The sequence below is a fragment of the Frigoribacterium sp. PvP121 genome, assembly GCF_017833115.1.
GTDB classification, from domain to species: Bacteria; Actinomycetota; Actinomycetes; order Actinomycetales; family Microbacteriaceae; genus Frigoribacterium; species Frigoribacterium endophyticum.
Genome location: NZ_JAFIBR010000001.1, coordinates 378,119 through 396,530, shown reverse-complemented (window position 1 = coordinate 396,530; position 18,412 = coordinate 378,119). Strand labels below are relative to the sequence as shown.

The window sequence follows — 18,412 nt, the reverse complement described above, 5'->3', positions numbered from 1 at the left end:
GGTGACCTCGTCGGCCCGGCTCAGTCGAGCGCGGAGAGCGGCACGCTGACGATCCGGTCGTCGCCGTCGCGCGGGTCACCGCGGCCGTCGGTGTTGTTCGTGACCAGCCAGAGCGTTCCGTCGGGCCCCGGCAGCACGTCGCGCACGCGCCCGAGCGAGTCGTCGCCGGCGAAGCGCTCGGTCGCGGTGGCGACGCCCGCCTCGGGCACCTGGATCTCGAACAGGCGCTCGCCGCCGAGCCCGGCGAGGAAGAGGGTCGAGCCGACGGCGGTCAGGCCGCTCGGGCTCGCGTCGTCGGTGCCCCACTGCAGCACGGGCGCGAGGGTGTCCGACGACGGCGAGGTGCCCTCGACGTCGGGCCAGCCGTAGTCGCCGCCCGGGCTGACGGCGTTGAGCTCGTCCCAGCGGTCCTGGCCGAACTCGGCGGCCCACATCGACCCCCAGCCGTCCCAGGCGACGCCCTGCGGGTTGCGGTGGCCGAGCGTGTAGACGGGCGACCCGGGCATCGGGTTGTCGGTGGGCACGTCGCCGGTGGGCGACAGGCGCAGGATCTTGCCCGCGAGCGAGTCGGGGTCGCGCGCCTCGTCGCCCCGGTTCGCGTCGCCGGTCGTGACGTAGAGCATGCCGTCGGGGCCGAAGGCCAGGCGGCCGCCGTCGTGGTTCGACGCCTTCGGCACGCCCGTGAGCACCTCCTCGACCGGGCCGAGCCCGTAGGAGCCCGCCGTGCCGGTGATCGGGGCCCGCAGCACGCGGTTGTCGGAGTCGGTGGTCGCGTAGGCGTAGAGGTACGACGGCGAGCCCGCGAGCACCGCGAGCCCGAGCAGGCCGCCCTCGCCCTGGTGCACGACCCCGTCGATCTCGGCGACGTCGCGCACGTCGCCGTCGGCGGTCAGCTCGACCACGCGGCCGGTGTCGCGCAGGCTGACGAACGACGAGCCGCTGTCGAGCCGGACGACCGACCAGGGGGAGTCGAGGCCCGTGACGACGTCGGTGGGCTCGGCGCCCGGAGCGACGCGCACCGCGCCGGTGGTCGCGGCGCGCGCGGCCGGGGCGGGCCCGCGGTCGGTCGTGACGGGGGCCGAGGCGGTTCCGGAGGCCGAGCGGGAGGCGTCGGCCGAGCCCTCCCCGGAGTCGCCGCCCGTGCAGGCGGCCAGGCCCACGGCGACGACGATCGCCAGCCCCGCGGCGCCGAGCGCGAGGCGTCGGGGCCGGGGGCGCCTCGTCGTCGTGCTCCGCGCCTCCATCGCTCCATCAGACACGACGGAGGCGACACGTGGGGCGCATCGTTGCACGACCGTGACGAGCGAGGGATCGTCGCCTCCGCCGGCGGACAGCCCGCGGACATCCGCCGACGGCCCGCCCACGGGCGGCGGCGGGGTCAGCGCGCGGCGAGCTCCGCCCGCAGCGGCCAGTCCTGGCCCTCGAGGATGAGCTGGGCGCCCGATCCCGTGCGGCCGTTGACGACGACCGGCGCGAGCAGGTTGACGGTCATGCCCGTCTCGGCCGGCGTCGCGACGACGAGCAGCAGGGCCTCGTCGGCCGAGCGGAGGTCGAGGGCGGTCGTCTGCTCGTCGGTCAGCACCGGCGAGTAGTCGGGCAGGTGCACGGCCGCGTCCAGCACGAAGAGGCGCACGGAGGGGTCGATCTCGCTCGTCGCGCGGTCGACGGCGCGGAGGGCGTAGAGGCCGACGGCCCCGTCGATCTCGTCGAGCACGAAGTCGACGACGGGCTCGAGCCCGAAGGGAGGCGCGGTGAAGGTCACCGTCGTCGTCACGGCGCTCATCGGAGGAAGTCCATCAGCGACGTCTGCAGCACCTTGGCCGTGACCGCGAGGGCCGCCTGGTACGAGTTGTCCTGGAGCTTGAGGTCGAGCACGGCCCGCCCCAGGTCGAGGTCCTCGAGGCCGGAGCGCTGGGCCTCCAGCGTGACGGAGGTGTCCATGAGTGTGTCCTGCGCTCTCAGCAGCTGGGAATGGCGGGCGCCGATGTCCGACTGGACGCCGCGCAGCGCGCTGACGCGGGTGTCGATGGCGGTGAGGTGGCCGGCGATGCCGGTGGTGCCGGCCCGGAGGTCGGTGGCGATGCGGTCGAGGAGGGCGAAGACCGAGTCGTCGCCGGAGCCGAACGCGGCGGCGCCGTCGGCGTCGACCCGGACGGTGGTCTCGGGGCCGACGCGGCGGGTGACCGCGGCGCCCGCGACGCCCGTGAAGGCGGCGTCGGGCCGGAACGCGACCCCCGCGTCGGAGGTGCCGGCGAAGACGCTGCGGCCGGCGTAGCTGGCGTTCGCGTCGGCGAGGAGGTCGGCACGGAGGCCGCTGATCTCGGTCGCGATGGCGTTCCGGGCGTCCTGGGAGAGCGCCCCCTCGTTGGCGCCCTGCACGGTCAGCTGCCGCACCTTGGCGAGCACGGAGTCGGCGGCGGTGAGGGCGCTGTCGGCGGTGTTCAGCCAGCCGGAGCCGTCGTCGACGTTGCGGCTGTGCTGGGCGGCGGCCGACTGGAGGGCCTTGACGCGCAGGGCCTCGGCGGTGCCGGTGGGGTCGTCGGAGGGCACGGAGATCGCCTTCAGGCTCGACGCCCTGTCCTGCATCTGGGCGAGGCGGGTCGCCCCGGCCTGCAGGTGCTCCTGCGACCGCAGCGCGGTCATCTGGTTCGTCACACGGGTCAGCATCGCCCCTACCTCCCGACCCGGCCCATGCCGTTGATCAGCGTGTCGAGCATCTCGTCGATGGCGGTCATCACTCGGGCGGCTCCCTGGTAGGCGTGCTGGTAGCTGAGCAGGTTCACGTTCTCCTCGTCGAGGCTGACGCCGGCGCCGCTGAGCTGGCGCGACTTCGCCGACGTCGCGGCGAGGTCGGTCAGCGTCGACTGCGCCGACTCGGTCTGCGACGCGGCGCCGACGCCGGCGACGATCGTCGACCAGGTGCGGTCGGGCGAGCCGGTGCCCACGCCGACCTGCGAGACCGCCTGGGCGATCGAGCCGTCGAGCGCGCCGCCGGTGGCCGATCGCGAGGCGATGGTCGCGGCGCTGGTCGGCAGCACGGTGAGGCCGCGCGCCGCGGAGACGCCCGCGGTCTGGCCGAAGAAGGCGCCGCCGGGCGAGCCGTCGGCCGTGACGCCCGTGGCGTGCACGGCGTTGACCTGGGTCGCGAGCTGGCTGGCGAGGGCGTCGTACGACGCCGCGGCCTGGGCGATCGCCCCGCCGCGGCCGTCGCCGGTGGCCGGGGCGAGCAGCGAGACGGCGCCGGCGAGGCTGCCGCCGTCGAGGGCGATCGCGTCGTCGGGGCGGTGGCTCCAGGCGAGGCCCACGGCTGCGCCGCCCACGGCCGTCGTCATCGAGTGCTCCCCGGTGACGACGATGCTGCGGGCGGTCGTGCCGCTGACGAGCGCGTTGCCGCCGAGGAGCACGTCGACCGTGCCGTCGCCCGCGTCGCGGACGGTGCCGCCGGCGAGCGACGCGATCTTCTCGGTGAGGCGCGAGCGGGCGTCGATCATCTCGTTCGCGCTGACGCCCTGCTGGGTCGCGGTGCGGATCCGGTCGTTGAGGTCGGCGACCTGGGTCGCGGCGCTGTTGATCTGCCCGGCGAGCGAGTCGGCCTGGCCGCGCACGGCGGTCCACTGGTCGTCGACGGCCTTCCAGCCGCTGGCGATGCTGCCGGCCAGGGTGGTCGCCTGCCCGAGCAGCACGGCTGCGGGGCCGGTCTCGCCGGGGTGGTTGCCGAGGTCGCTCCAGGCGTTCCAGAACTGGCCGAGCTGGGCGGCGATGCCGGTCTTGCTGGGCTCCCCGAGCGACTCCTCGAGGGTCGACAGGGCGGAGGCGCGCACCGACTGGTAGCCGGCGGCGGCGGCGGTGCCGCGCACCTGGCCGTCGACCACCTGGTCGCCGAGGCGGGCGATCGCGTCGACCGAGACGCCCTGGCCGGCGACGACGCCCGAGCTGTAGAGCCCGACGCGGGCCGGCGCCTCCACCGACGACTGCCCCACGCGCTGGCGCGTGTAGCCCTCGGTGTTGACGTTGGCGATGTTCTGGCCGGTGACGTCGAGCCCGGTGCGGGCGGCGACGAGGCCGGTGTAGGCGGCGCTGAGCCCGCCGAAGGTGCTGGCCACGGTCACAGCCTCCCGTCGAAGAGGTGCCCGCCGGAGGCGGTGGTCGCGCCGGCCGGACCGCCACGGCGACCGGGGGCGCCGGCCCCCACGGCGCCGCTCGCGTCGTAGATGCTGCCGGCGGCGGCGTCGGCCGCCGTGGCGAGGGTCTCCTGCGTGGCCCGGGCGGCGGCGCGGAGGAAGCGCTCGTTCTCGTCCCGCAGCTGCGCGATGCGCGCGGTGAGGTCGGTCATGGAACGGAGGTGGGCCGTGAAGATCTCGCCCCAGGGGCCTGCGGGAGCCGCGGCGATGATGTCGCGCAGGGGCGCCTCCTCGTCGGTGCCCCACTCCTGGGCGACGCTCGAGACCTCGACGCTGCGGGCGAGCCCCGCCTCCCGGAGCCGGTCGAGCACCTGCTCGACCTCGCGCGTGGCGTGGTCGACCCAGCGGGTGCGGCCCGCGGTGAGCAGCAGCTGCTCCTCCTCGAGCTTGAAGGTGAGCAGCTCGAGGAGCTCGCGCTCTCGCCAGAGCAGAGCGGACAGCTCGTTCGCTCCCATGTCGGTCTCCTGTGGTCGGGTGTGGTCGAGGAGCGGTGACGTCCTCTTCAGCGGGGACTATCGGCGCACCCCGGCGGGGCGTTAGGCGCACGGCCGGACGATGTCGTGCGGTCGGCCCTACAGGGTCGGCGGGGGTCGGCGGAAGGGGCGTTCCACCCCAGCCCGGGGGGCACCTCCGGCGAGGCCCCCCCGGAGACGTGACAGGCGCGCCCCCGCTCTGGGGACAGCGCGGCCCCCACCCGCTCCCCGCGCGTCGATAGCGTTGCTGGTGCACGGCGGGCCACATCGACACGCCGGGCCACGGACTCGATCCGGGGCCTGCAGCACCGCCCGCCCCACCTCGTACCACCACCGCCGCGCCCCTCACGGGGCAGGCAGCGTGACGGATCGAGACAGCCCTGATCAGAGGGCTGTTCGTCGCGCCCTGGAACACCTCGGACGTGCCTGCCCCCGCAGGCCCCTCTTGCTGGGAGCAAGTGAATGAACCGCACCGACCGCGCCACCCGCGACGCCCTCGTCGTCGAGAACCTGCCCCTCGTCGGCTACCTCGTCTCCGAGGTCTGCTCACGGGCCACGCACCTCTCGCGAGACGACCTCGCCAGCGTCGGCGCCGTCGCCCTGGTCCAGGCCGCCGAGGCCTTCGACCCCACGCTCGGCATCCCGTTCGGCGCCTACGCCCGCACCCGCGTCGTCGGCGCGTTCGCCGACGACATGCGCTCGGGCGACTGGGCGAGCCGCGGCACCCGCAAGCGCATCAAGGAGACCCTGGCCGTGCAGGAGGCGCTGAGCGCGTCGCTGGGGCGCGCCCCCTCGGTCGACGAGATCGCCGGTGCCCTCGGGGTCGACCGCCAGACCGCGACCGCGGCCCTCACCGACGCGGCGCGGACCGTCTCGAGCCTCGACGACACCGTCGCCGACCACCTCGCCGCCGACGTGCCCCTGCCCGGTGAGCAGCTGCTCGCCGCCGAGCGCAGCCGGTACGTGCGCGCCGCCGTCGAGGCGCTGCCCGAGCGCATGCGCCTCATCGTCGAGGGCGTCTACTTCGGCGACCGCACGGTCACCGAGATCGCCGACGAGCTCGGCATCACCCACAGCGCCGTCTCGCAGCAGCGCACCGAGGCCGTCCGCCTGCTGCGCGACGCCCTGGCGGCTCACTACGCCGACGACGAGGCGGCCGAGTTCGTGCCGGTCTCGAAGACCGCGCCGGCGCGCCGCAGCGCCTACCTGTCGCGCGTCGCCACGAACGCCGCCGTCGGCATCGCCCGCGCCATGCGCGAGCCCGCCGCGGACGGCTTCAGCGCCGCCGTCTAGGCGGGCCCCAGAAAACTTCCGGAGGTCGCTAACGACCACCGGCAGCCGGCCGACAGTAGCCGGTGTCAGCCCACGGACGGGCTGACGAACACCACCCAGTCACGGAAGAGGAAACACCATGGGCATGCAGATCAACACCAACCTCGCTGCGAACAACACGTACCGCAACCTGAACGCCACGCAGAACGACCTGTCGAAGAGCCTCGAGAAGCTCTCGTCGGGCCTCCGCATCAACCGTGCCGCTGACGACGCGGCCGGCCTCGCGATCTCCGAGGGCCTGCGCTCGCAGGTCGGCGGACTGACCGTCGCCGCACGCAACGCCCAGGACGGCATCTCCGTCGTCCAGACCGCTGAGGGTGGCCTCACCGAGGTGCACTCCATCCTCCAGCGCGTCCGCGACCTGGCCGTCCAGGCGGGCAACGACTCGAACAACGCCGAGTCGCGCAAGGCGATCAGCACCGAGGTCACGGCGCTGACCGATGAGCTGACCCGCATCTCGACCTCGACGAAGTTCAACGGGACCAGCCTGCTGAACAGCAACGAGACCCTCAAGTTCCAGGTCGGCGCCAACGGCTCCACCGACGACCAGATCTCGGTCGACCTCTCGGGTGCCAACGTCACGAAGATCACCGCTGCGCTGAACACCGGCTCGACCGCGTCGGGCACGACCTTCGCCGTCACGACGGCCGACCTCGTGGCCGACGCGACCGCGACCTTCAAGTCGTCGGTCGGCACGTCGGACGTCTCCGAGATCGAGACGGGCAAGCTGAAGGGCTCCGGCACCGCCGGCGCCTTCAAGAGCGTCGACGAGTACGCCACGGCCCTGAACGCGGACGCGACCTTCTCGGCCAACTTCAAGGCCACGACGGTGCGCAACGCTGACGGTGCGGCGACCGGCATCTCCGTGACCGCCCTCAACGGTGGCAAGGTCGACGTCACGGCTCCGGCCGACGGCGTCGACGCCGGAGACGACAGCGGCACCGTCGCGACGGGCATCTCGTTCGACTCGGCCTCCGCCGCGCAGAACGCGATCAAGGTCATCGACCAGCAGATCACCAACGTGTCGACGGCTCGTTCGAACCTCGGTGCCGTGCAGAACCGCTTCGAGCACGCCATCAACGTGACGAACGTGGCGAAGGAGAACCTGACGGCGGCCGAGTCGCGCATCCGCGACACCGACATGGCGCAGGAGATGGTCAAGTACACCCGCTCGAACATCCTCAGCCAGGCCGGCACCGCGATGCTCGCGCAGGCGAACCAGAGCACCCAGGGCGTCCTGTCGCTCCTCCGCTAGTCGGCGGGCGACACGGTCGCCGACTCGTCGGCGACCGGCACGACGCCTGATCCCAGCGGGCGCCGAGCACCACCCTGGTCGGGTGCGTGACGGGTGCGCGACGGGGGAGCAGCTGATCCTCTCCCCCCGAGCGCGCCTGGTCGCGCACCCGACGCTCTCCACCCCGCCCCACCCGCCCGATCCCCACCGCGAGAGGCACCACCATGGCGAACCTCGGCATCGACGGCCTCGCGAGCGGCCTCGACACCACGTCGCTGATCAACTCGCTCATGTCGATCGAGGCGACGCCCCAGACCCTGCTGAAGAACAAGGTCACCGCGGCCAACTCGTTCGTCACGTCGATGCAGACGCTGAACGCCCAGGTCGCCGCGCTCGCGACCACGGCCACGACCGCCGCGAAGCCCGGCTCGATCGACCTCTTCACCGCCACCAGCAGCTCGACCGCCGTCACCGCGAAGGCCGCGGCCGCCGCCGCCTCGGGCAGCATCGAGTTCACCGTCGGCGCCACGGCGCAGGCGAAGACCGCGGTCACGGCCGCGATGACCGCCTGGCCCACGAGCCCGGCGACGCTGACCTTCACCTCGAGCGCCGGGAAGCAGACCGAGGTGACCGCCGCCTCCTCGTCCCTCGACGACGTCGTGAAGGCCGTCAACGACTCCGCCGCCGGCGTCAAGGCCGTGAAGGTGCCCGTCGGCAAGGACGCGTCGGGCGCCGCCGTCTACCGGCTGCAGCTCACCTCGGCCACCTCGGGGGCGACCGGCGACTTCGCCGTGCACCGCGGCACCGCGGCCGAGACGACGGCCGGCACGGCCCCCGACCTCCTCGCCGAGCCCGGCGCCGCCGTCGTCAAGACGGCGCGCGACGCCTCGCTCACCCTCTACGCGGGCACCGCCGCCGAGCAGGTGGTGACGAGCGCCTCCAACACGTTCACGGATCTGCTGCCCGGCGTCTCCGTCGACGTGACCGCCGCCGCCGTCGGGGCCGCCGCCCCGGTCACGATCACGATCGGCCGCGACGCGACCGCCGCCGGCAAGGTCGCCTCGGGGCTCGTCTCGAGCCTCACGGCCGTGCTCGGCGCGATCACCGCCGGGCAGGCCACCACGTCGACGACGGGCGCGACCGGCAACACCACCGTCAAGGGCGGGGCCTACACCGGCGAGTCGTCGGTCCGGGCCGTACAGCAGGCGCTCCAGTCGGCGGCCTCGCAGCCGATCGGCGGCAAGTCGCCCTCGACGATCGGCGTCGTGATCCAGAAGGACGGCTCGTTCTCGTACGACGCCGACAAGTTCTCGGCGGCGCTCGCCGCCGACCCCGTCGGCACCCAGTCGATGCTGAGCACGCTGGCCGACCGCATCGCGAAGGCCGCGACCACCGCCTCCGACAAGGTCTCCGGCACGCTCACGACCGTGATCACCGGCCAGCAGTCGGTCGTCAAGGACCTCGGCGGCCGCATCGCCGACTGGGACCTCCGGCTCGCCACCCGCCGCGCGACCCTGCAGACGGTGTACTCGAACCTCGAGGTCACGCTCAGCAACCTCAGCTCCCAGTCGACCTGGCTCAGCAGCCAGGTCGCCTCCCTCACCGCCCAGACGAAGTGACCATGGACGCCTCCTCCTTCGCGGCCTTCGCCGCCGCCCCCCGGCCCGCCGCCGTCGCGCAGCGCCAGCGCGCCCAGTACAACGCCGAGGCGGTGCTCTCGGCGACGCCCGTGCAGCTCGTCACGATGCTCTACGACCGCCTCATGCTCGACCTCGGCCGCGCCGAGGCGGCGCAGCTCGTCGCCGACTGGGGCACCGCCGCCGAGCAGCTGCTGCACGCGCAGGCGATCGTCGCCGAGCTGTCGTCGTCGCTCAAGGTCGACGTCTGGGACGGCGGCGAGGGGCTGCTCGCGCTCTACGGCTACACCTCGACCGCGCTCGTCAACGCGAACGTGCACCACGACGTCGAGCTGACCCGCGAGGTCGTCGGCCTGCTCGACCCGCTCCGCCAGGCCTGGCACGACGCCGCGGCGTCGCTGCAGGCCGGAGGCGCGGCGGGCGTCCCGCTGCCGGCTCCCGCCTCGCCGGGCGCCGCGGTGCCCGGGGCCGGCCTGCCGCAGCCGGCGGGGGTCGCCGCGTTCGGCAGCACCACCTCCGGCTACGGCGCCACCATCGCCTCCTCGTCGTCGCTCGGAGGAGCGCTCGGTGTCGCCTGACGCCACCGTGCTGCCCGCTGAGGCGTCGGCGTGCGTGACGGACACCGACGTGCTCGCGCACGCCGGGTGGGCCGCCGCCCTCGACGAGCTCGAGGCCCTCGCGCTGACCGTCGACGCGACCGGCGGGGCGGACCTCGACGACTCGGCCCCGCGCCTCCTCTCGTGGACGCCGCCGACGGGCCTCGGGCCGCTGCCGGCGGAGCTCGCCGACCGCGCGGCCGACGTCGCCGCGGCCCAGCGCGACGCCCTGGCCCAGGTCGACGACGCGCGCCTCGTCGTGCTGCGGCACCTCGACGTCGTGCGCACCGTCGAGGCCTCGCACCAGCCCGAGCGCCCGGTCTACCTCGACGCGACGGGCTGACGCGCCCTCGCTGCCACCCCCGCCCCCACGGCCGAGTGGTCACGAACTGCCCCTCCCGTCGCCGGGAGCAGCAGTTCGTGACCACTCGTGTCGAGGGCCCGGCGCGTCAGCCCCAGGGGATGACGCCGACGACGACCGCGACGACGAGCATCACGACCGACACCACGGCCGCCCGCCAGAGCACCTTCTTGTGGTGGTCGCCGAGGTTGACGTTCGCGAGGCTGACGAGCAGCAGGATGGCCGGCACGAGCGGGCTCTGCAGGTGCACCGGCTGGCCGATCACCGACGCTCGGGCCATCTCCACGGGCTCGATGCCGAACGCGGAGGCGCTCTCGGCGAGCACGGGGAGGATGCCGAAGTAGAAGGCGTCGTTGCTCATGAAGAAGGTGAGCGGCAGGCTCAGCAGGCCCGTGATGACGGCGAGGTACGGCCCCATCGCGTCGGGGATGACGTCGACGAGCCAGTCGGCCATGGCGCTGACCATGCCGGTGCCGTTCAGCACGCCGATCAGCACCGCCGCGGCGAACACCATCGAGACGACGCCGACGATGCTCGGCGCGTGGGCGACGATCTCGGCCGTCTGCTGCTTCACCTTCGGGAAGTTGACGAGCAGCGCGATCGCCGAGCCGACCATGAAGACGTAGGCGAGCGGGAAGAGGTCGAGCACGAGCAGCACCATCACGGCGACCGTCAGCACGAGGTTGAACCAGATCAGCCCCGGGCGCAGCGTCTCGCGGGTCGGGTCGAGCATGGTGTCGGCCATCGTGCCGACGCCGGGGGTGCCGTTCTCCGACAGGCCCGTGCCCGCGTTGTCGACGGCCCGCTCGCCGGGGGCGTCGGCCCGCGACCCGTCGGCCCGGCCGCCGCGCAGCCCGAGCGCCACGGTCGGGCTGGTGAACATCGACACGCCGCGGCCCTCGGCGACGCCGGCCCCGGCGTTCGCCATCGCCTTCGAGAGCGGCACCGCGACCGCCGCGGTGTCGAGCGAGACGCTGCCGCCGAGGCGCTTGCGCTCACGCAGCCCGAGCAGCCAGGCGAAGGCGAACGCGATGACGAGGCCGGCGACGAGCGACGGCACGAGGGGCACGAAGATCTCGGACGGCGAGACGTTCAGCGCCGCCGCGGCGCGGACGGTCGGCCCGCCCCAGGGCACGATGTTCAGCGTGCCGTTGATCAGGCCGGCGACGCAGGTCAGCACGACCGGGCTCATGCCGAGCCGCAGGTAGATCGGCAGCATGGCCGCCGTCGTCACGATGAAGGTGGTCGAGCCGTCGCCGTCGAGCGAGACGGCCCCGGCCAGCAGGGCGGTGCCGAGCACGACCTTCGCGGGGTCGTTGCCGGTGGCGCGGAGGATGAGCCGCACCAGCGGGTCGAACAGGCCGACGTCGATCATCAGCCCGAAGTACATGATCGCGAACATCAGCAGGGCCGCGGTCGGGGCGAGGTCGCCGACCGCCTCGATCACCATGTCGCCGATGCCGAGCCCCGCGCCGGCGAAGAGGCCGAAGATCGTCGGGACCATGATCAGCGCGAGCATCGGCGAGAGCCGCTTCGTCATGATCAGCACCATGAAGGTGAGGATCATCAGATAGCCGAGCAGTACGAGCATCGGGACTCCTTCGTCCGTGAGCGTGTCGGTGGGCCGGCCCGGCGTCACCGCCCCCGAGGGGGCAGGCCGATCGGGTGCGCGGCGCGTCCGGGCACGCTAGCGGCCAGGTCGGAGGCACGTCGCGCTTCTGCGCGTTGGAGCCGTTCCGCACGTTGTCGGCGTTCTGCTCGTTCTGCTCACGCGCCTCCCCGGGCCCGGTTACGCTGACGCTCGTGACCGACGACAGCTCACCCCGGAGCGCCCGCGCCCGCCCGCCGCGGCCGCGGCGCCGGTTCGCGACCGAGGTGCTGCTGCTGCAGCTGGCCGTCGTCACCGCCGTCGTGCTGCTCACCACCGCCGTCTTCGTCGGCGTCGCCGTGCAGCGCCTGGCCCACGAGGCCGAGTCGACCGCCCTCGCCGTCGCGCAGAGCGTCGCGGCCGACGGCGACGTGCGCCGCGAGGTCGCCGCCCTCAGCGTCGACGGCACCGCCCTGGACGAGGAGGCGCTCGCCGAGGGCCCGCTGCAGCTCACGGCCTCGTCGGTGCAGCAGCGCACCGGCGCGCTCTTCGTCGTCGTCACCGACGACCGCGGCGTCCGCCTCGCCCACCCCGAGCCGGACCGCATCGGCGAGCGCGTCAGCACGAGCCCCGACGCGGCGCTCCGCGGCGAGGAGACCGTGTCGTGGGAGCGCGGCACGCTCGGCGACTCCGCCCGCGCGAAGGTGCCGGTCTTCGCCCCCGACGCGGCCTCCGGCGAGCGCCCGGTCGTCGTCGGCGAGGTCAGCGTCGGCTACGCGCCCGCCCGCGTCTACGACACCGTCGCGCGCGACTCCCTGCCGGTGGTCGGCGTCGCGGCCCTCGCGCTCCTGCTCGGCGTGGTCGCGTCGGTGCTCATCCGCCGTCGCCTCGACCGCCTGACGCTGGGCCTCCAGCCCGACGACCTCGCGACCCTGGTGCAGAACCAGCAGGCCGTGCTCGGCGGCGTGGGGGAGGGGGTGCTCGCGGTCGACCGGGAGGGCCGCGTCAGCGTCTGCAACGAGCAGGCGGCGCAGCTGCTGGCGCTCGGCTCGGCGGGCGACGACGTCGTGGGGCACGCGCTCGCGGAGCTCGAGCTGCCGGGGGAGCTGGCCGACCTGCTCGACCCGGCCCGCGCCTCCTCGGGGTCGCCCTCGGCGGGGCCGGCCGGGCCCGCGGGCACGACCCTCGTCGTCGGCCCCCGGGTGCTGATCGTCGACGTGCGCCCGGTGGCGCGCGAGGGCGTCGACCTCGGCCGCGTCGCCGTGCTGCGCGACCGCACGGCCGTCGAGGCTCTGACCCGCCGGCTCGACGCGGTGGGCGCGATGACGACGGCGCTGCGCGCGCAGCGCCACGAGTTCGCGAACCGCCTGCACGCCGTCGCCGGCCTGCTCGAGATCGGGCGGGTGGAGCAGGCCAAGGGCTACCTCGCCGACGTGCTCGAGCACGGGCCGCTGCGCTACCCGGTGAAGCACGCCGACCGGCTCGCCGAGCCGTACCTCCAGGCGTTCGTCGGCGCCAAGGGCGTCGAGGCGGCGGAGCGCGGCGTGCTGCTGCAGCTCGGCCCCGAGACGCTCGTCGCGGGGCAGGTGGTCGAGGCGGGAGACGTGACGACGGTGCTCGGCAACCTGATCGACAACGCGGTGCGCGCCGCCGTCGCGGGCCGCACGACGCCGGCCTGGGTGGAGGTCGAGCTGCTCGACGACGGCACCGACCTGCACCTCTCGGTGATGGACTCCGGCGACGGGGTCGCGCGCCCCGAGCGGCTCTTCGAGCGTCGCCGCGACGTGCCCGGCCCGTCGGAGGCCGACGACGGTGAGCCCGGGGGAGGCACGGGGCACGACCCGGTGCACGGCCTCGGCTTCGGGCTGCCCCTGTCGCGCGACACCGCCCGTCGCCGCGGCGGAGACGTGTGGCTCGGCTCGCCCGGCGGCGACGGCCACGGCGCCGTGTTCTGCGCCCGGCTCGTCGGCGCGGTGCAGCCCGCGGGCGCGGTGCCGCCCGTCGGCGCGGGGCCGCCCGCCGCCGACCTCCCCGGCCGCCCCGACCCCTCCAGGAGCACCCCGTGACCCCCGCCTCCGCCTCCCCGCTCACCGTGCTCGTCGTCGACGACGACTTCTGGGTCGCCGACGTGCACCGCGCGCGGGTCGACGCGCAGGACGGCTTCCGGGCCCTGCCCCCGGTCGGCACGGTCGCGGCCGCTCGCCGGGCGCTGGCCGAGCAGCCGGTCGACCTCGTGCTGCTCGACCTCTACCTGCCCGACGGCAGCGGGCTCGACCTGCTGCGCGAGCTCGACGTGGACGCCTTCGTGCTCAGCGCCGCCTCCGACCCGTCGACGGTGCGCACCGCCCTCCGCCGCGGGGCGCTCGCCTACCTGATCAAGCCCTTCGCGGCCGAGCTGCTCGACGAACGGCTGCGGGCCTACCGGCGCTTCGAGCACGTGCTCGACGACCACGGGCCCGAGCAGGGCGGCGGCGCGGCCGGCCGGGGCGCCGGCGAGCGCGGAGGCGTCGACCAGGAGGCGGTCGAGCGCGCGCAGCGCATCCTGCACTCCGGCGACGCGCGGGCGTCGTCGCGGTCGCGCTCGGCGACGGAGCAGGCCGTGCTGGAGGCGGTGGTCGCCTCCGCCGCCGAGCTCAGCGCCGCCGAGGTCGCCGACCAGGTCGGGGTCAGCCGGGCGACCGCCCAGCGGTACCTGGCCTCCCTCGCCGCCGACGGCCACCTCGCCATGCAGCTCCGCTACGGGTCGGCCGGCCGGCCCGAGCACCGCTACCTCCGCGCCTGACCCGGCCCGCGCCTCCCGCGCTCCCCGCCTCCCCGCCGTCGAGAAGAACCACGTCCTCGCAGACGAACCACGCCGCGGCGTGGTTCGCGTGCGAGGACGTGGTTCGTCACCGCGGAGCCCCCACTCCGGGGGCGTGCACTTACGCACCACCGGGCACCGCCGATAGAGCGCCCTGAGCACGGATCGCTCGACACCCCGGCCACGGATCGGCCCCTCGTCTCCCTGACACGGAGACACGAGACCCCTGGAACGTGCATGCCCCTCGAATCCGTGACCCAGGCCGCCCTGCAGAGCGCCCTCGACGGCCTCTCGCTGCGCCAGAAGACCATCGCGGCCAACATCGCGAACGTGAACACCCCCGGCTACCAGGCCAAGCGGGTGGCCTTCGAGGAGGCCCTCGGCCGTTCCGTCTCGCAGGGCAGCGGGGCCGTCGGCGCGACCACGAGCCGGTCGCTCGAGCCGACGCGGCTCGACGGCAACAACGTCAACCTCGACACCGAGACGCTCTCGAACGTCGACACGGTGCTCCGCTACCAGTTCGCCACGCAGGCGATGAACTCCGAGCTGACGGCCGTCCGCGCCGCGTTCCGGACGAGCTGATGCCCGCCTTCGACGCGATCGGCATCGCGAGCACCGGCCTCACCGTCCACCGCAAGTGGCTCGACGCCGTCTCCGACAACATCGCCAACGTCAACACCGTCAAGTCGATGGACGACACCGCCTTCCAGGCCCGCTACGTCGAGGTGCAGGAGGGCGCCGGCACCTCCGGCGTCTTCGTCCGCGCCGACCGCTACGGCAGCGAGGCCGGCCGCGTCACGTACCTCCCCGACCACCCCCTGGCCGACGCCGAGGGCTACGTCCGGATGCCCGACATCGACCTCGGCGCCCAGATGGGCGACCTGATCATGGCGCAGCGCGGCTACCAGGCCAACGCCGCTGTCGTCGACCGTGCCAAGACGGCCTACGAGGCCGCACTACAGATCGGACGTGGCTGATGCCTGTCGCAGGGATCCCGGCTCTCGGAGCCGTTCAGCCGACGGGCTACGCCGACGTGTCGTCGCTGATGCAGGCGGGAGGCGCGGGCGGGGTCGGCGGCGTCGCCGACGTGACCGGCGTGGCCGGGGCGCCCACCGCCTCCGGCGCGACCTTCGGCGCGAGCATGGTCGGCGCCGTCGAGGGCCTCCAGCAGCTGCAGGGCGAGGCCAAGACCCTCGCCGTGAAGGCCGTCACCGGCGACCTCACCGACATCCACGACGCCACCATCGCCGCCACGCGCGCCCAGGTCACCCTGGAGCTCGTCAGCGCCGTCCGCAACAAGGCCGTCGACGCCTTCACCGAGATCATGAGGATGCAGGCCTGATGCCCACCGCACTGAAGGGCACGCTCGACAAGCTGCGCGCCACCCTGGCCGGCTTCTCGGTCGCCCAGAAGACCATCGTCGTCATCCTCGTCGCGGCCCTCGCGCTCGGCGCGTTCGCGCTGACGAGCTGGCTCACGAAGCCGACCTACACCCCGCTGTTCAGCGGCATCGACCCGGTCGACGCGAGCGCGATCGTCGAGCAGCTCAAGGCCGACGGCGTGCCGTACCAGCTGACGGCCGGCGGCCAGACGATCCTCGTGCCGGAGGAGAGCGTCTACCAGGAGCGCCTCACCGCGGCCGCGGCGGGCCTGCCGTCGACGAACGGCGAGGGCGGCTACTCGCTGCTCGACACCATGGGCGTCACCTCGTCGGAGTTCCAGCAGGACGTCACCTACAAGCGCGCCATCGAGGGCGAGCTCGCCAAGACGATCATGGCGATGAAGGGCGTGAAGACCGCCAGCGTGCAGCTCGCCGTGCCGGAGGAGAGCGTCTTCGTCTCCGAGCAGAAGGACCCGACGGCCTCCGTCTTCGTCGAGACGCAGGGCGGCGCGACCCTCACCGACCAGCAGGTGCAGGCGATCGTGAACCTGACCAGCGCCTCCGTCGAGGGCATGAAGACCACCGACGTCGCCGTCACCGACGCCTCGGGGGCCGTGCTCTCGCAGATCGGCACCGGGGCCGTGGGAGGCGCCGGCGACCAGGCGGGCGACTACGAGACCAAGGTCCAGTCGTCGGTGCAGGCGATGCTCGACAAGGTGGTGGGCGTCGGCAACTCGTCGGTCGTGGTCGCCGCCGACCTCGACCAGGACGCCGGCACGCGCGTCACCGAGTCGTTCTCGCAGCCCACCACGGGCCCGATCGCGCTCAGCGAGTCGAGCACCACCGAGCAGTACGGCGCGGGAGCCGCCGGGGCCGGCGGCACCGGGGCGACCGGCGTGCTCGGCCCCGACAACATCGCGGTGCCGAACAACACCGCGACCGCGGGCGGCACGGCCGCCGGCGGCGCCGCGGGCGACGACGGCTACGTCAACGAGTCGGCGACGAAGAACAACGCGGTCGACAAGACCACCGAGACGATGAGCGTGCCCTCGGGAGGCGTCAGCCGGCAGACCGTGTCGGTCGCCCTCGACGCGAACGCGGCGAAGGACGTCAACCTGCAGAGCATCAACGACCTCGTCACGGCCGCGGCCGGCATCGACGCGGCCCGCGGCGACGACGTGCAGGTCGCCCTGGTCGACTTCGACACCTCGGGCGCCGACGCCGCGAAGGAGGCGCTCGCCGCCGCCGACGCCGCCGCCGCCGACGCCGCGATGTGGGACACGATCCGCACCGTGGGCATCATCAGCGCGATCGCGCTCGCCCTCATCGTCGCGATGATCGTCTTCGCGAAGCGCAGCCGCCGCCAGGCCCGCGAGGAGATCGACCTCGGCGAGCTGAGCGCCGGCGCCCCGGCCCAGACCTGGGACGCCACGGTGCCGCTCGACCTCGGCGACGCCGGCGCCTCCGGCCGCCGCATGCTCGGCGACGACGCGCCCACCCAGCTGCTCAGCGTCGACGCCCCCGAGCCCTCGCCCGAGCACGTGTCGGCCGAGCGCAAGCGCGCCGAGATCGACGCCCTCGCCGAGCGCGACCCGGAGAAGACCGCCGAGCTGCTGCGCGGCCTGATGGACCAGCGGGTCGGCTCGTGAGCCTGGTGCCCCTGGCCGGGCTCGGCACCGCCGCCCCCGGCGCGGGCGGCGCCCCCCTGACCGGTGCGCAGAAGGTCGCGGTGATCCTCATGCAGATGGAGCAGACCCGCGCAGCCACCGTGATGAAGCAGTTCAGCGAGGAGGAGGCGGAGGAGATCACCGCCGAGATCGTCCGGCTGCGCCGCGTCGACCCCGCGGTGGCCGAGTCGGCCGTCGCGGAGTTCCACGACCTCAGCGTCAGCGGGCGCTACCAGCGCCGCGGCGGCCACGACGTCGCCGTCGGCCTGCTCGAGGCCTCGTTCGGCTCGGAGCGCGCCGCCGGCGTGATGGAGCGCCTCGCCTCGAACGCGATGGGCAAGAGCTTCGAGTTCCTCGACGAGGCCGACCCGGGCCAGGTCATCACCCTGCTCGACGGCGAGCTGCCGCAGACCATCGCCCTCGTGCTCGCGCACCTCCGGCCGCAGCAGGCCTCGGCCGTGCTCGCCGGGCTCGACGTCGAGGTGCGCGCCGACGTCGCCCAGGCCATCGCCACGATGGGCACCGCGACCCCGGAGGCCGTCGGCATCGTCGCGACCACCCTCAAGGTGCGGGCCGGCGCCGTCGTCGCGCCGCGCGAGCAGGTCGAGGTCGTCGGCGGCATCCAGCCCCTGGTCGAGATCATCAACCGCAGCGACAGCGCCACCGAGCGCGCCCTGCTCGACGGCCTCGACGAGCGCGACCCGGCGCTCGCCGAGGAGGTCCGCTCGCGCATGCTGACCTTCGAGGACATCGTCAAGCTCGAGTCGCGCGACATCCAGCAGGTGCTGCGCGGCATCGACGCCGCCGTGCTGGCGACCGCCATGAAGGGCGCGCTCGCCGCCGTGACCGAGGTCATCCGCGGCAACGTCTCCGAGCGCAACCGCGAGCTGCTCGACGACGAGCTGCAGTCGATGGGCCCGGTGCGCAAGTCGCAGGTCGAGGAGGCGCGGGCCGAGGTCGTGCGCGCCATCCGCGAGCTCGAGGCCCAGGGCGCCATCACGGTGCACCGCGCCGACGAGGACGCCCTCGTCGACTAGCCCCGCCCCGGCCTACGGCAGATCACTCTCGAATTCGAGAGTGATCTGCCGTCGGCGGCCCGAGGATCGCGGCGTCCCCGGTGCTCCGCGCCGGATCCCTCTCGTTCTCCGCCCGCCCGCCGCCC

Annotated in this window: 18 protein-coding genes; 12 read left to right on the top strand and 6 right to left on the bottom strand. The window is 74.1% G+C overall.

Features of this window, described 5'->3' with window-relative positions:
* Positions 1-20: 20 nt before the first annotated feature.
* The 5 genes from JOE43_RS01855 to JOE43_RS01835 all read right to left on the bottom strand — a co-directional run bounded on the left by JOE43_RS01855 (position 21) and on the right by JOE43_RS01835 (position 4,636).
* Positions 21-1,259 carry a PQQ-dependent sugar dehydrogenase gene (locus JOE43_RS01855; protein ID WP_307803196.1) on the bottom strand — a complete coding sequence of 413 codons (1,239 nt, stop codon included), beginning with the start codon at positions 1,257-1,259 and terminating at the stop codon, positions 21-23.
* A gap of 119 nt (positions 1,260-1,378) precedes the next feature.
* Positions 1,379-1,783, bottom strand: coding sequence for a flagellar assembly protein FliW (locus tag JOE43_RS01850; RefSeq protein WP_245187094.1), 405 nt, complete (start codon positions 1,781-1,783; stop codon positions 1,379-1,381).
* Positions 1,780-2,667 (bottom strand): flagellin, encoded by an 888-nt coding sequence (locus JOE43_RS01845; protein WP_192128979.1) that lies wholly within the window; start codon positions 2,665-2,667, stop codon positions 1,780-1,782. Before JOE43_RS01845 ends, JOE43_RS01850 begins: the two co-directional genes overlap by 4 nt.
* A 5-nt stretch (positions 2,668-2,672) precedes the next feature.
* On the bottom strand, positions 2,673-4,103 hold the full coding sequence (gene flgK / locus JOE43_RS01840; RefSeq protein WP_209514177.1) for a flagellar hook-associated protein FlgK: 1,431 nt from the start codon (positions 4,101-4,103) through the stop codon (positions 2,673-2,675).
* 2 nt (positions 4,104-4,105) lie between these two features.
* Positions 4,106-4,636 carry a flagellar protein FlgN gene (locus JOE43_RS01835; protein ID WP_209514175.1) on the bottom strand — a complete coding sequence of 177 codons (531 nt, stop codon included), beginning with the start codon at positions 4,634-4,636 and terminating at the stop codon, positions 4,106-4,108.
* A gap of 480 nt (positions 4,637-5,116) precedes the next feature.
* On the opposite strand from JOE43_RS01835, the gene JOE43_RS01830 reads away from it, so the two are divergent.
* The 5 genes from JOE43_RS01830 to JOE43_RS01810 all read left to right on the top strand — a co-directional run bounded on the left by JOE43_RS01830 (position 5,117) and on the right by JOE43_RS01810 (position 9,796).
* The gene (locus JOE43_RS01830) at positions 5,117-5,947 is read left to right on the top strand and encodes a sigma-70 family RNA polymerase sigma factor (RefSeq protein WP_056057539.1); all 831 of its coding nucleotides are present in this window, start codon (positions 5,117-5,119) and stop codon (positions 5,945-5,947) included.
* A 118-nt stretch (positions 5,948-6,065) separates the two neighbouring features.
* Positions 6,066-7,241 (top strand): flagellin, encoded by a 1,176-nt coding sequence (locus JOE43_RS01825; RefSeq protein ID WP_209514172.1) that lies wholly within the window; start codon positions 6,066-6,068, stop codon positions 7,239-7,241.
* 203 nt (positions 7,242-7,444) lie between these two features.
* Positions 7,445-8,839, top strand: a complete 1,395-nt coding sequence (gene fliD, locus JOE43_RS01820; protein WP_209514170.1) for a flagellar filament capping protein FliD — start codon at positions 7,445-7,447, stop codon at positions 8,837-8,839.
* Positions 8,840-8,841: 2 nt separating this feature from the next.
* Entirely contained in the window at positions 8,842-9,435 is a 594-nt protein-coding gene (gene fliS / locus JOE43_RS01815; RefSeq protein ID WP_209514168.1) for a flagellar export chaperone FliS, read from the top strand.
* Positions 9,425-9,796 (top strand): hypothetical protein, encoded by a 372-nt coding sequence (locus JOE43_RS01810; RefSeq protein ID WP_209514166.1) that lies wholly within the window; start codon positions 9,425-9,427, stop codon positions 9,794-9,796. Before fliS ends, JOE43_RS01810 begins: the two co-directional genes overlap by 11 nt.
* A 106-nt stretch (positions 9,797-9,902) precedes the next feature.
* On the opposite strand, the gene JOE43_RS01805 is transcribed toward JOE43_RS01810, so the two are convergent.
* A complete protein-coding gene (locus JOE43_RS01805) occupies positions 9,903-11,405 on the bottom strand; it encodes a CitMHS family transporter (protein WP_209514164.1) in 1,503 nt (500 codons plus the stop codon).
* Between the two features lie 212 nt (positions 11,406-11,617).
* Between JOE43_RS01805 and JOE43_RS01800 the strand changes: the two genes are divergently transcribed.
* The 7 genes from JOE43_RS01800 to fliG all read left to right on the top strand — a co-directional run bounded on the left by JOE43_RS01800 (position 11,618) and on the right by fliG (position 18,287).
* The gene (locus tag JOE43_RS01800; protein ID WP_209514162.1) at positions 11,618-13,468 is read left to right on the top strand and encodes a sensor histidine kinase; all 1,851 of its coding nucleotides are present in this window, start codon (positions 11,618-11,620) and stop codon (positions 13,466-13,468) included.
* Positions 13,465-14,184: a response regulator gene (locus JOE43_RS01795; RefSeq protein ID WP_209514160.1), complete on the top strand. Its 720-nt coding sequence runs from the start codon at positions 13,465-13,467 to the stop codon at positions 14,182-14,184. The genes JOE43_RS01800 and JOE43_RS01795 overlap by 4 nt, the downstream gene beginning before the upstream one ends.
* A 255-nt stretch (positions 14,185-14,439) precedes the next feature.
* Positions 14,440-14,784, top strand: a complete 345-nt coding sequence (gene flgB / locus JOE43_RS01790) for a flagellar basal body rod protein FlgB (protein WP_167260450.1) — start codon at positions 14,440-14,442, stop codon at positions 14,782-14,784.
* Positions 14,784-15,179 carry a flagellar basal body rod protein FlgC gene (locus JOE43_RS01785; RefSeq protein WP_056057516.1) on the top strand — a complete coding sequence of 132 codons (396 nt, stop codon included), beginning with the start codon at positions 14,784-14,786 and terminating at the stop codon, positions 15,177-15,179. Before flgB ends, JOE43_RS01785 begins: the two co-directional genes overlap by 1 nt.
* Entirely contained in the window at positions 15,179-15,544 is a 366-nt protein-coding gene (gene fliE, locus JOE43_RS01780; protein WP_245187093.1) for a flagellar hook-basal body complex protein FliE, read from the top strand. The genes JOE43_RS01785 and fliE overlap by 1 nt, the downstream gene beginning before the upstream one ends.
* Positions 15,544-17,232 carry a flagellar basal-body MS-ring/collar protein FliF gene (gene fliF / locus JOE43_RS01775; RefSeq protein ID WP_209514158.1) on the top strand — a complete coding sequence of 563 codons (1,689 nt, stop codon included), beginning with the start codon at positions 15,544-15,546 and terminating at the stop codon, positions 17,230-17,232. The genes fliE and fliF overlap by 1 nt, the downstream gene beginning before the upstream one ends.
* Positions 17,229-18,287: a flagellar motor switch protein FliG gene (fliG, locus tag JOE43_RS01770; RefSeq protein ID WP_341777342.1), complete on the top strand. Its 1,059-nt coding sequence runs from the start codon at positions 17,229-17,231 to the stop codon at positions 18,285-18,287. The genes fliF and fliG overlap by 4 nt, the downstream gene beginning before the upstream one ends.
* The last annotated feature ends 125 nt before the right edge of the window (positions 18,288-18,412 follow it).

Bases quoted from the DNA above. Each gene is read 5' to 3' on its own strand.
- JOE43_RS01835 (WP_209514175.1), bottom strand. From the start codon at position 4,636: ATGGGAGCGAACGAGCTGTCCGCTCTGCTCTGGCGAGAGCGCGAGCTC.
- JOE43_RS01850 (WP_245187094.1), bottom strand. From the start codon at position 1,783: ATGAGCGCCGTGACGACGACGGTGACCTTCACCGCGCCTCCCTTCGGG.
- JOE43_RS01845 (WP_192128979.1), bottom strand. From the start codon at position 2,667: ATGCTGACCCGTGTGACGAACCAGATGACCGCGCTGCGGTCGCAGGAG.
- JOE43_RS01830 (WP_056057539.1), top strand. From the start codon at position 5,117: ATGAACCGCACCGACCGCGCCACCCGCGACGCCCTCGTCGTCGAGAAC.
- fliD (WP_209514170.1), top strand. From the start codon at position 7,445: ATGGCGAACCTCGGCATCGACGGCCTCGCGAGCGGCCTCGACACCACG.
- JOE43_RS01825 (WP_209514172.1), top strand. From the start codon at position 6,066: ATGGGCATGCAGATCAACACCAACCTCGCTGCGAACAACACGTACCGC.
- fliS (WP_209514168.1), top strand. From the start codon at position 8,842: ATGGACGCCTCCTCCTTCGCGGCCTTCGCCGCCGCCCCCCGGCCCGCC.
- fliE (WP_245187093.1), top strand. From the start codon at position 15,179: ATGCCTGTCGCAGGGATCCCGGCTCTCGGAGCCGTTCAGCCGACGGGC.
- JOE43_RS01805 (WP_209514164.1), bottom strand. From the start codon at position 11,405: ATGCTCGTACTGCTCGGCTATCTGATGATCCTCACCTTCATGGTGCTG.
- flgB (WP_167260450.1), top strand. From the start codon at position 14,440: ATGCCCCTCGAATCCGTGACCCAGGCCGCCCTGCAGAGCGCCCTCGAC.
- fliF (WP_209514158.1), top strand. From the start codon at position 15,544: ATGCCCACCGCACTGAAGGGCACGCTCGACAAGCTGCGCGCCACCCTG.
- JOE43_RS01785 (WP_056057516.1), top strand. From the start codon at position 14,784: ATGCCCGCCTTCGACGCGATCGGCATCGCGAGCACCGGCCTCACCGTC.